The sequence below is a fragment of the Azospira sp. I13 genome, from assembly GCF_003112695.1.
Lineage (GTDB): Bacteria > Pseudomonadota > Gammaproteobacteria > Burkholderiales > Rhodocyclaceae > Azospira.
The window spans coordinates 163,739-175,782 of the sequence record NZ_BFBP01000026.1; the positions used below are offsets into that span (position 1 = coordinate 163,739).

Consider the following 12,044-nt stretch of genomic DNA (forward strand, 5'->3'; position numbering starts at 1 on the left):
CTGATTGTATATTCCGATGGGAAAAAGTGTTCGCTATTGTCAGGTGTCCATTGTCGCTTGGCCCAAGGAGCCCGCCATGGCCTGTCACGAGTACCTCCACCCCCGTTTGTCTTTTCCCCTGTTGCTGGTGGGCTGTGCCCTGGCTATTGCCGCGGTGCTGCTGCTGGGGGCGGGTATCGGGGTGGGTGGGGCCGATGCGATGGGCACGCGGGACGCAGCGCCGGGCATGAGCCGGGCGGAATGGCGGGAGGCCGGCCTGCTCTACCTGGCGGACCAGCGCAACGGCCAGGTACAGGTGTTCCACCTGCGGGGTGACCTGCCGGTGCCGGTGGCCACCCTGGCGCCGGGCCCCCGGCGCAGCATCCGCGCCCTGGGCCTGGAAGGTGCGAAGGAACGCCTGTGGGTGCTGGATGTAGCGGGGCTCAGCCTCTACGACGCCCGCCGCCAGGTGCTGCTGGGGCACTGGCCGGCCCCGGCCGGCGTGGCCTTCCACTCCCTGGTGGAAGGGCCTTCGCCGTCCCAACCCCTGGCCGTGTTGGCGACGGACGGCGCCGAATACCGCCTGGGCGCCGCCGCCGACACCCTGGCCAGTGGCCGCCCCGCCTGGCAGGTGCGTCGCGCCAGCTAGGGATGGGCTGGCGGAAGCGGCTGTCGTTCCTGCTCCGCGCTTCACCCGGTTTATGCGCTGCCCGTTAGTGCCCCAGGGCTGAGTCGGGGAGGGGGCGAGGCCAAGATGAGGGGCCAAGTAGGGGAGTTAAAGCACCGGGCAGCACACGTGTCGTTATTCACTGGAATTGAGATCGTGATACCAGTGCCCATGCGGGCTTTTACGCTCTCATTTTGCGTGAATGGGCCGATATTTTTCACGCAAACTGAGAGTTTCTCCTTGTTTGTTCATTCAACCTGAGAGTCTGTTAGGTCAAGTGTCCGGGGCTCAGTTTACGAGCAAGTTTTGGCATCCAAACTCATTGGAATCTCTGCGAAAGAAAACGCATCATTTTCGTGAGGGGGACAGCTGTCTTGTTCGCCTTTGGAACGTAGCTGGCTCCATACGTTCTCTCCCAAGCGCCATGGAGCTATCAATAAGCCGCGTTACAAGGGGTATTGAGAGAACGACAGGTGATACTTGAGATAAGTCTAGGGGCGCTCCCCTTGAGATGTAGTGAAACTTGGGGCGCGCACGTATGAGGCTAGAAAAATATCTGCCGGATGTCCCAAGCCTTACTCGATTGGGATTCGAGCAAAATGGCATTGAACACCTTGTCGACTTCCGTAAAGTTTACTAGGGGGAATTTCGCCGAGTTCGCCCGATCGGGATGACACCAGTGGGCCGTTTTGGTGATTGCGATATGCCTTCGACAGACGAACGGTCGAGCGTGATAAATGCTGCAACTGTTGTTTCGCAGGAACGGGCAAGCTAGACCGTGGTAGTCCTCTGTGCTCCGGACATTCTTTGCACGCAGAACACCGGACTCTCTCTCGATGAACTTGATCTCCACCTCCCTAATAGACACAGGGTAGTGACAGCACGATATGCAGCCCTTTTTGCAGGGGGTGAACTTGTGAATTGAATCGTAGATCTGCGCCATGAAATCGTACAAGGCACGCAGCTTTGTGATGGGATTGCCCTTCAGGCGGTTGTACCAATTAACTAAATGGGCTTCTCTCTCTTGCAGAGGCTCAGGTATAGAGGTGGCCACAACCGCAAATGTAGCCCGGGCGTTTTCGATAGCAACGTCAAGATTCTGCTCCGCCAGAGCCTGGCTGATACCCCGCGCTTGATCATTTTTCTGAGGTGTCATGCCTGATCATTTTTCGCAGTTGTTGAATAGATTTATAGGACCTCACTTGCTTCTAGCTTATTTGAGACTGAGTGGAGCAAGAGTGCTGTTCAACGTAAATGGCCTTACTTTCTTTACCTTTCGGCTAAGGCAGTCCCCGTAAAGTAGGCGCAGGGAGGCTTCTAACAGCGGGGAATTTAACTGAACAGTCGTTTGCGCTGCTTGTTCTCTGTTGCTACGTCCAATGTGGCCACATGCCCAGGGAGGCTCAGGGCCAATTTCTCTAATTCTAAGTGCTACCACTTAAGTCTGAGCAGTTTACTTTCCTGATGGTTTTATCAGGCGGCGAAGCTTTTTCCATGTCCAAGTGATGGGAAGCCAGTACAACGCCCATCCTTGGCGAACCCCAACCATAAACTCGCGCTTGATTTCGTTCAGGGTCGGAAACATTTGCTTTCCTGTAGTCTGAAATGCCAGGGAATAGACAGCCTGTTGACGGAGAAGGGTGAAGACACGACCTAAACCTTTTTATTTGCTAATCTTTGATGCTGACGGCCTTAGAAATGTGGGCAAGGGCTTTATCGTCTACTTCGCCAGAGAGGTACCGAGCCATCAAAATTGCGATTGGTTTGAGTATCGCACGGTTAGCCTCATACCTAGATTCTCCGCTTTGGATTACACCAAAGTGTGACCAAAACGTTGGTTGATTTTTGCCTCGCCGGCAGGGGTCATTGGAACGATTTTAGCGCGATGTAACATTAGAAATTCGGCTCAGAAATCTCAGAGTATCCATTGTCCTAAAAATACATGAATTGCATATGCGTGAAGAGTTCTAATTTTCAGACGGCTAAAAAGGTTCGGTCGACGGATCGGCCTTTGCCGACATTCGGTTCCGTTCAAAACACCGACCGGTGAGAAATACAAAGCGGTCCGCCAACACGACTACAGAAGCAGGGGCAATTCATGAACCATGACCCCTTTGCGCTAGGTTGCTTTGACCCATCGAATGCGAACGCCCGTTTGTTTGTCGTCTTCGCGTACTAGGAGTTTCTGCTCGCGCATCTTTCCGAATAGATTTGTAGCTTGCTCCGGATGCTCCAGGGCAAGGAGGTCTAGCGCTTGCCGGTTTGTGATATGACCATGCTGATCAACAAACCTAGAGATTACGTTGATGGGGTCGCCTTTCGGTACCCGCTTTAGCATCACGTATAGGTTAACCCCGTCTTCTTTCAGAATCGGATCGATGAATCCGGCTTGGCGCATGCGCTCGTAAACGGTGTTGATACCTTCACCTAGGTCTTTGTTCGGTGCATCGGGGAATTTTGCTAGCATTCGAACCAGCTTGGGGTTTCTGGAGAATCGCGCGTCACGAATGTTTTCGACCGTCACATAGCCAGGAAGGCGGCCGGGGCTACGGAACTCGATTCGATTCCGATAAACGCTAATTAGAACGTTATCGGAGACGCCGTAGTCCCGATGTAAAACAGAATTCACAAGAAGCTCGTACAGTGCTTCACTTGGATACGTAGGTGATGATAGGCCATCCATCGTCCAGCATTGGCATCTGCTGATGACCTCCTTTAGCTTCTCAAATGCTTTGGCAATTTGCAGATGCAGAGGTCCCTCGATGGTATGCCGATCATCTGTCAAAGCGTCGCGATCGATTTCTTCCTCTGACGAGTCGTACCGAACAATCTTGACCGCGCATTGTCGAGGCATTACCGAACTGGGGTTCTGGGCAAAAAGCAGCACCAGAGCGACCGTGGGGTGCATGGTCTCAGGCAGAAGACTCTCTTGTATTGCGAAATTCAATGGGTCTTTATCGGTGATCGGCAAGGTGGCCAAGAAGCTATTGAGGTGCTCACCGTCGATAATCGATTCAGCACGAACCTCTGGTAACGAGGAATCTTCTTCAGACGACACGCCCTTTGCACGCATGAGTTCCTGAACTTTGACTCCTCGCAGGGTCAGCGATTGAGCTCCCTTACGAAGCAACACGTCGCCTTTTGCAGTTTCGTGAACTTTCAGGCTCTTCCTGATAACAAGCCGTAGGACATAATCTCGCTTATAGCCGCCCTCCCGGTACAGGAATTTGTGTTCGTAGTCGATGCTTGGATTGAGTGAGGAAAGGCTATCTATGATCGGGTTGTACTTCTCAATGCTTTCCTGTCCCTGCCATTGATCGATGGGATTTTGAGACTTCAGCGACTTGGCATCTTCAATACCAACGACGACGATACCACCTTCTGCATTGGCAAATGCCACTGCCACATCCTGTATCTGATTTGGCTTGATACGGGCTGATTTTCGATCAAAGAAGTCATCCTCTTGCCGCGTGCAAAGATCAATAACTTCCTCATCCCCAATTTTTATCACAGTATTCATAGTTTTATCTTGCCTTTGCGTAGCCACATTCCTACGTAATTGAACCTAGTCTCTTAAGGGGGTAGCGTGCTTGTATGTCATATACGAGTACGGATATTGGTGCGCCCGCTACCTGGTCCGGCGCATGCTCCCTGGCAAGCGGCACGGTGTAGTGCTGCTCGGCAAGGCCATGGCCGCTCTTACGGATTTCTGCAAGGGTGTTGATGTCTTCATCGTCGAGTTCTCCGTTGAGAACAAGACGGCGCAAAGCCTCGCGCTGCCCCTCGGGGCGCTCCTGTGGCAATTGGAGAATTCTCTGAGGAGCGTCACTTTCGCCTCGCCTGATTCGTTCATGTTGCACGCGCATAGCATAATGCATAAGAGGAGCCGAGTAATTTGGATATCAAAATTGCTCGGCTCCCTTCAGGCGCCAGATAAGAAATCCCCCTACGCTTAGAGTGAAAACGACATGCACGTCCAGCAACTGACCCACCTTCCGACCGAGTCCGATCTGGAGGCACGAATCCAAGGCACGATTGCCCGCATCTTTCCGTGGATTGGCTCCAATTCGTTGCGTCATCAGCTCCGCTTTTCCATTAAGTTTGGACGTGCAAATGTCATGATTGATGGCCGGAATGCGTCTAGTGCCGAGGCTCGCCTGGATATTCTGGTATCGGATGGTGAAACGCCGCTTGCTATCCTGGAACTGAAACGAGAGGGGGCCCGTCTTTCGGACGCCGATGAGCAGCAAGGGCTGTCCTACGCAAGGCTGCTCCAACCTAGCCCTCCTTTGGTAATCGTGACCAACGGCGACGACACCCGCCTGCTCGCTTCGCACAATGGAGCACCTTTAGATTCCGGCATTTTCGGCTCTGAACAACTGAAGAATCTGATATCTGCGGCTTCCACCGTCGCCACCGGCGATTTGAGAAGGGCTGTCGACACTCTCCTCGGCCAGGGCGGAAGGTTGTGGGTCAATGCCATACGGATTGCAACGGAAAGCATGGTCGCCGACATGTGTGGGGCATGGAATGACTACCTACAACCATTCGTTCGAGATTTTCTGATTCCGCGGAAAGCGACCCAAGAGGTCTTGTCCAATCTCAGACGCAAATCTGGCCCACGGGTAACGATCATCGACGGCCCCCCATTAGCAGGGAAGAGCAGCGTCATCAGGGAAGTTGCCGAACTGGCCGCTCGATCCGACGACCTGTGTGTGCTTCTCATGGAAACGGACCAGGAAGGGGAAGGAGTGTTTCAGCGCTTGGCAAACCTGTTTTCGGTGGAATTGGGCTGGCCAGCCACGTCGGACGATATAAGAGCCTGGTTGCGTGGAGCCTCGGTCCGGGAAGTCGGGCCAAGATTAGTGGTTGCCATCGACGGCAGCAACGTGGTAGGCGAACAGGTTCGCAGGGACATCGAAGAACTTATATCGGATCAGTTCGGTAGCGAACTGCAGATTCTTCTTGGTCTAGATGACTCCTTTACTGGCTCGGTAATGTTCAATGAGACAAGAAGAAAGCGGACCCGGATTGGGCGAAATGCAGCGGTCGTCACGGTAGGCATTCTCGATGATGACGAATTCAAATCCGCATGTCAGGCCTTAGCCCAGTTGAACATGCGCTTTATGCCTGGCGCAGAATCGTCGGGCGAATACCGGTCTCCTTGGCTTCTCCGGGCGATTGCCGCAGGCGTGTCAATTGATCCCGAGATTAGTGAAGACATGGTTGTGGCGCTTCCACCGCTGTTGGGGCTGGACCTGATTGCCAATGCACGACACCACTTCTCCGACGACGATCTTCGCTCCGGTTACAGAAAGCTAGCCAGATGCATTCTGATGGACGCGAAGGACATGTCCAGGCCTGCCCATCTTGCACTGGAGTCAATGATGATCTACGTCGTACGTACCGCCACAACGAAGGCGGAGTTCGACCACGGAGAGATCCGTGCAATGCGTAACGCCGGAGTTGTTAGGAAGACTATCCATGCGTCGGGCGAAGACGTCATTATCGCGCGTCTGCCCGAGGCCATGGCGGCGGAACTTGCGAGCACCCTAGCCAAGGAGCTTGCAGGCCGGGTGAAATCAAATATTGCAAAGGCCGCGAAATGGTTCCTTCGGACCTCCGCGAGGCTGCCGTTGGGGGACGTTGTGGCTGCCCAGGCTGTTATTGATGCGGCACAACTTCTTGAAGGCATACCACTGGCCTTCCTGAACGAATTGCTGAAGGACTGCCCTCGCCAGGAGAAGGTAAGCCCCGGTACCCGGGCAGCTATGTATTGGCCTAGTATCGGGACGGTCAGCCTTCGGTTCAATAAGGACGGCAGTGTCGTTGCATCCGCTCCCGGCTGTATGCCTTTGGAACTGGATATTTCGCCCGACGAGCGGGACGAAATGTCCATGCAGATTGGCGGCCAAGGGTGGCTAGTGTTATCCCATCTGGCCGGCCTTCAGCTTCTCGCCGTAGGCGATGATGGCCGATTTGTCGGCAGCGCGACGCCTGCGTTGTTATTAGAGATCGGTAGTTGCCCCGTACCCCTGAGGCGGCCTTCCGTACTGGAGGCCGATCACGGATCATGGACCCACCATGTACCGGATCAGGGTAAAGTAGTCTGCCATCGTAGCGGTATAATTGAGCCGATCACGCTGGCGCTTCTGAATGCGATTGTCCAGATGGACCAGCAAGAGGCCGACGAGTGGATTGCGAATATGATGCAGCGTGAATCATTCCCTCTGCTGGCAAGGACCGACATTGCGTTACGCCAAATTACGCGCTTCGCCGACAGAGAGAGGGCATCTTGGGCGCACCGGGTGCTCGACAGCAATGTTAAACCGGCCATCTCGCGTGTTTTCGGAGCCGCGCACGCACATTAACGCCACTATGCAGGGTTGCAGTTGTGCTTTCCCTATTGGCATTGGATCATGGCTGGCCGGGGTTGATATTTCACCAAAGCAGGACGCTGCCGTTCGGAACATCTGCTTGTCTAACGGCGGGTAACCGATGCATTGCTGACCTAGTTGGCCTAGCATGCAATCGACCCCCTTGGGTGATATCCGGCTTCAAGCCAGCGACAACTGACTGCACCTCGGCCATTGTTGACGTTCGTGCACCTGGTAGTTGGGTCGGCTATTGGATGGATACCGACCGTCCGGTGGCAAGTGGTGCGACCGTTCGATGAACTAGCCGCGGATTCATTTTCTCTTATGCTTGGACTTGGCTCTAGCCTCACGTCTCATCAACGCCTTTGCCTTTCTAACCTCGCGGTTCCAAATTTCGGAGCCGCGCTGCATATCGCGATAGATACCCGGGCTGGCTGGCAGTTGCTCAAACAACCGGACGAGAACCGGAGATAGCTCCATCCGCTCCCTGTCGAAAAAGAAGCGCAATTGCTTGGTGCCGAAATAGAAGACTAAAGCAGCGCATACGAAAGTGAGTTGAATCCAAAGAGACTGGCTCGGCGTCGCCTTCTCGCTTAGTACGTACAGCAATGCGTATCCACCCACTCCGTATATCACCAGTTGGACTACCGTCATGAACGCCACGATCCTAGCTGGTAGCGTATTTCCTGCCACTTTTAGCTTCCGGCACTGAACCGTCCCAGTTACTGCAGATATGAAGAATGGAAGGCCAGCGCCAGCAACGTCAATATTGGACAGACGATAAGTTGATGGCATAAGAAAGAAGAGTGCCGCCAGACTGACGCTACCGAGGCTGGCGTTCATTAATTCAGTCTTAAGTTCACCGTAAAACTCAGTCATGAATGGCGAGTTTCGGCCCAATATTGCCATGGCAAAGTCATAAAGATAGAAGAGCGCCACACCCCATAGTGGGGAAGCGTAGAGAACGGCAAGGTTAACGAGGAACGATGACCCCATCGCGCCGAACGTCCCTGTGCCAAACGGGGGGAACGTACCAATTGAAACCATCCCCCAACCCAACGGAATCAGCATCGCTGCATAGACGATGTACTTCATTCGCGATCCTTTTGCTGCCTTTCGGTCTTCGTCGCCCAGTTAAATCCCATTGGCGTATCAACGGGCTCCAACGCCTTCTGGTTGACGTATGAGTCAAAATTCACAGTGGCTTTTAGATCTACTAACGGGGGGGCGTGCGAATTTTTTTGGGCTGGCGCTTGAGAGTGCTCAAGTTGATAGTTGCGTTGCGGCCCGGTACAGCCGCTACCGATCCACTACCGGCCACGTCCAGCCGAGGAGAAATTCCATGAAACCCACATCCAAACCTTCGTCTGCGAAAATACTCTCAAAGAACGGCAAGCCTCTTCACGGCACGGCTGCACAATTGCGACTCACGAGCCTCGCGGGAGGCTGGGACAAGCACCAGAGGGAACTCATGATTAGCGCCGCCACAGAGGCTGTGAACCAGCTTTGGCTCAAAGTTTTGACCCACTATACGCTTGTCCCCTACAGCGAGACCAAAGTGCAGGAACAGGGTGCCCATTCAGGCACAGCACAATCACTTACCTGCGAAATCCCCGGTTCTGTCAGTTTCACGTCGTCAAATTCCTCCCATGACCGCCACTGAATCCCAAACGCCCGAAGTGCCTCAGAGGGACGCTAACCAGACCCCTCCCAAGTCGGGGCCTTCCCTCCTCTTTTGGGAAATGGTCGGTAAACATGTGGGAGTTAATGTCTTCTCAGAAGCCTTCGTGTGGAATTCAGAGTTCAGCATGGACCGCTTTGGATCCACCCAGGGAGGCGAGAGCAGGGATCGCCAAACTTTGCTTGAGGCAATTGTGCTCGGTCCCCTGACCGTGGAGCAGCGCTCGGTGATCTTTCCGACAGCGTTTCACCCAGGTAGCTATCAGGGCTTGGAGCGCGACCAATGTACCTACCAGGCCATCGCCGACGCAGTGGCGCGTACCTGCAAATTCTCCGATGGAGCTATCGACGAAAAGTTCGTAAAGCAGACTGCCAGTGCCTTGGCCAAACTTACCGGCAGCTCTGTGGCAGAGCATCGAGTCGCCGATCCGATGAGATTTGCCAGAACTGTCTGGCTCTTCTCGTACCTCAAAAAGATGCGCGGTCCTGGCATCGTCGGAATGCTCAAACCTCCCAGCACCGAAGCGAAGCCTTCGCTGGAACTTACTAACCCCTACCATTGGGGCACACAGAATGAGAAGCGTGCACAGTTTGCTGACGTGGCAACTTATCTCTCTTTGCAGCTCCCCGCTGAGATGCGCGAGCGGATCGATAGGTGCTTGCCGCTCCTGATGCCCGCCCTGGAAGAGTTTGTCCGCGCTATTCAACAAGAGGCACTGGTGCGGGTTGAAGGTAAGCAGAGCGTCAGCGACGCCGTGGTGAAAGAGCACCTGCGAGCCGCCAAGCAACACTACAAAAGGCACTTGGACCAATTGTGGAAACTGGCAAATCAGAACGTCAAACCATTCGATGAGGCCCTGTATATCCATACTAGGACACTGGAGTTGAGACACTACGCTGAGTTCAGAACCCTTTTGAAGGGAATGCCTGCCCAGCGACCAGAGCTTCCACAGCTTCGGATTCGCGGAATTAGGGAGGCCCTCCCGCAACACATCGACGCGATTGAGGCCGAATATTCAGTGGAGAGCTACAGGAGCATTGCTCAGGCTCTCTTCAATCGGCCCATAGAAAAAAAAGAGATTCTCAAGGCTACCCAATTGGCACGGCATGTGCTGCAACACCATTTGCCCTTCGTAAAGCAAGACATCTTCGTGTTGAAAAAACCAATTGAGTTCGCCACCATGTTCGCCGCAGTCATTTACTCGCTGAAGCTGGGAGAGGATCCGGTAGCGCACAATTACATCCCCCATGTCTATGGACAGGGGCGGGTTCCAACTAGCCTTGTCTCGGTGATTAATGGCAACCCCAACGAACAGCATGAAGAGTTTGAGCACATGATCGTTGACGCAGTCTATTGGTACAGGGCGGCCTTGCTTGGCGGACTTGATATCCATCGGGAAGTGCTGTCAATGCGTGACGTGGTTGAACAGGGCGTAGCGAGACTGTGCGCAACGAACGATTTGGTCGTGCTGGAGAAGGCCCTGAGCCTAATGAACCAGGTGCCGTCTGTCCATGCATGGCTGCATTAGCTCTTCCACCGCTAAGTGCCGGAGGGGAGTGCCCCAGTGATCCGACTCCGGATTCGGCCAGCAGCTCTGAAACGATGAGATCAGCACTATGGATGTACGTTGCAGGTCGGGTCCGGCTATAGCCTCGATCAGGAAGTTGCTGTTCAAGATCATCAGTGACAGAAGGGCGGCTGACCGCCACATTGCCCGCCCGACACCGTGCACGCCTGCTTTGGCCGACAGGCCGACGTAGGAAAGAGCTCAATATGCATTCAAAGTGGATGCAGGATGTCGCAAGTAAGCTCCATTGGGAGATAACTACGTTCTTCTGAAAAGCTCTGGAAGAAGGCATGTGCATCTTCAAATTGGTTGAGGAAGAGGCGCCGATAGTTAAGTCCAACGTACTCCGATGAGACTTCGGTCGTGTGCTGTTTTCTGAGTAAAAAGCCGTCTAGTACCTTTGCTGACGAAATGACTCCTGCCCTGGGATGCTTGAACGTAGGACGGGTCGTAAGCCGGTGAATCGTGTTTTGTGCCGTCGTGAGTTTTCCTGCCAGTTCTTGGGGTGGGGTAATACGCCTCGCTCGCTTTAGTGATTCCTGGCAATTGGGGCAGCTCCCCAGTAGTGAGAATGGGTCTGTTCGGAGTGATTTCCCAAAAATGATGGAGAAGTCGATCGCTGCCGTACAGTTGGGGCACCTATCCAGTAGGAGAATATGATGGTGCTCACATACGAACTGGTACCCTAGACGCCACTTCAGCCGGATGTAGGAAGGATTTTCAGCAAGGCAGGCTGGGCAGTAATAATGAACATAGGCCCCACTCCCATGCTGGGATAAGCATGCATAGCGATAGTCTCCAAGCAATGTTCTTCCGTGCCGATGGTAACTGGCTAAATGCTCGGGGCTCTCAAGGGTCATACTGGCCATCGCTGAGAGCGGTGGGACCTCGCGAGAGAAGTCTGCTTCATAGGTGCTACGTATTGGATATTTCCATTCCCTAACCAGATCCCGTACAGGGATTCGCCGAGCCGCCGCTACCTGCATAATCCACCCGCTTAGAGCTCCATCCTTTGGTATCGGGGGGATATTGAAACATCGGGGGAACTGGGTGGAATCGCTCATGGCCGAGATCGCTAGAACAATTTGAGCTGATGATGGTGGCCCCAGACCCCAGAGTCCCCAGTGTTTTTCCGCCTCATAGGGGCAATGAATAGATCGTAGGCGGCGCAGATAAAGGTTGTGCAATCCAAGCCTCGAAATTCTTCCTCTATGTAGTTGTTGGCTCTCCAGAGGTGGCTATTAGGATAATCAAGGGAGGCTGCACTGTTTTCCAGTAACTTACGAAATCTGTAGGGCCAGGCAGTGAGTGTTGATATAGCCCCTTGGATGAGTTTCATACTGGAGCTGATTCCCGGACGTCCCCTACCTCTGCCTACGCCTCCATTTGCCTTCCCCGGTAGGCAGTGCCCAAAAAACCAGAGCACCTTCAGAAAAGTATCCAAGGGCATGGAGGACAAATGTTCAACCATCGTGAGTTCAAGCGGCCAAAGTCGATTGGCTAAAACCGCTTGGCCGTTGCGCAAGTGAAAATCAATCAAGGTGGATACGAGTAGGTTGCTCGCGTCGGCTATCTCTGGGATGGCTTCCCCAAAAGGAAACCCGCAGTTACAGCGGTCGACTGCTGTGCGAATGAGTGTGATCCGCCTGGAGCACTGGGGGCATTTATCCAGGAGCCTGGATTGGTGGTGTGGGCTGCTGCCGGTTCAGTGGGCACCGACCTAAGCTTTTATAGCCGCCTCGAATGCGATCGGACTGAGATAGCCCAGCGTCG

At 54.0% G+C, this 12,044-nt stretch carries 9 protein-coding genes; 4 read left to right on the forward strand and 5 right to left on the reverse strand.

Annotated features, from left to right (window positions below):
• The first annotated feature begins 76 nt into the window (after positions 1-76).
• Complete coding sequence (locus AZSI13_RS17085) at positions 77-628, forward strand: hypothetical protein (RefSeq protein WP_109042395.1); 552 nt, start codon at positions 77-79, stop codon at positions 626-628.
• 562 nt (positions 629-1,190) lie between these two features.
• Here the strand turns inward: AZSI13_RS17085 and AZSI13_RS17090 are convergent.
• The 3 genes from AZSI13_RS17090 to AZSI13_RS17095 form a co-directional block, all read right to left on the reverse strand.
• Positions 1,191-1,802 (reverse strand): YkgJ family cysteine cluster protein, encoded by a 612-nt coding sequence (locus tag AZSI13_RS17090; RefSeq protein ID WP_109042396.1) that lies wholly within the window; start codon positions 1,800-1,802, stop codon positions 1,191-1,193.
• Between the two features lie 297 nt (positions 1,803-2,099).
• Positions 2,100-2,231 (reverse strand): hypothetical protein, encoded by a 132-nt coding sequence (locus AZSI13_RS18270; RefSeq protein WP_268807547.1) that lies wholly within the window; start codon positions 2,229-2,231, stop codon positions 2,100-2,102.
• A gap of 534 nt (positions 2,232-2,765) precedes the next feature.
• Positions 2,766-4,166: an ATP-binding protein gene (locus tag AZSI13_RS17095; RefSeq protein ID WP_109042397.1), complete on the reverse strand. Its 1,401-nt coding sequence runs from the start codon at positions 4,164-4,166 to the stop codon at positions 2,766-2,768.
• 448 nt (positions 4,167-4,614) lie between these two features.
• Between AZSI13_RS17095 and AZSI13_RS17105 the strand changes: the two genes are divergently transcribed.
• Positions 4,615-7,017, forward strand: a complete 2,403-nt coding sequence (locus AZSI13_RS17105) for a type I restriction endonuclease (RefSeq protein ID WP_109042399.1) — start codon at positions 4,615-4,617, stop codon at positions 7,015-7,017.
• Positions 7,018-7,335: 318 nt separating this feature from the next.
• Here AZSI13_RS17105 and AZSI13_RS17110 read toward each other — a convergent pair whose 3' ends face one another.
• Positions 7,336-8,118, reverse strand: coding sequence for a hypothetical protein (locus AZSI13_RS17110; protein WP_109042400.1), 783 nt, complete (start codon positions 8,116-8,118; stop codon positions 7,336-7,338).
• A gap of 247 nt (positions 8,119-8,365) precedes the next feature.
• Here AZSI13_RS17110 and AZSI13_RS17415 point away from each other — a divergent pair, with 247 nt between their 5' ends.
• Together AZSI13_RS17415 and AZSI13_RS17115 are read left to right on the forward strand one after the other, a co-directional pair.
• Positions 8,366-8,686, forward strand: a complete 321-nt coding sequence (locus AZSI13_RS17415) for a hypothetical protein (protein ID WP_133247354.1) — start codon at positions 8,366-8,368, stop codon at positions 8,684-8,686.
• Positions 8,673-10,232: a hypothetical protein gene (locus tag AZSI13_RS17115; RefSeq protein ID WP_109042401.1), complete on the forward strand. Its 1,560-nt coding sequence runs from the start codon at positions 8,673-8,675 to the stop codon at positions 10,230-10,232. The genes AZSI13_RS17415 and AZSI13_RS17115 overlap by 14 nt, the downstream gene beginning before the upstream one ends.
• A 251-nt stretch (positions 10,233-10,483) precedes the next feature.
• Here AZSI13_RS17115 and AZSI13_RS18440 read toward each other — a convergent pair whose 3' ends face one another.
• Positions 10,484-11,335, reverse strand: a complete 852-nt coding sequence (locus AZSI13_RS18440; RefSeq protein ID WP_109042402.1) for a TniQ family protein — start codon at positions 11,333-11,335, stop codon at positions 10,484-10,486.
• Between the last annotated feature and the right edge of the window lie 709 nt (positions 11,336-12,044).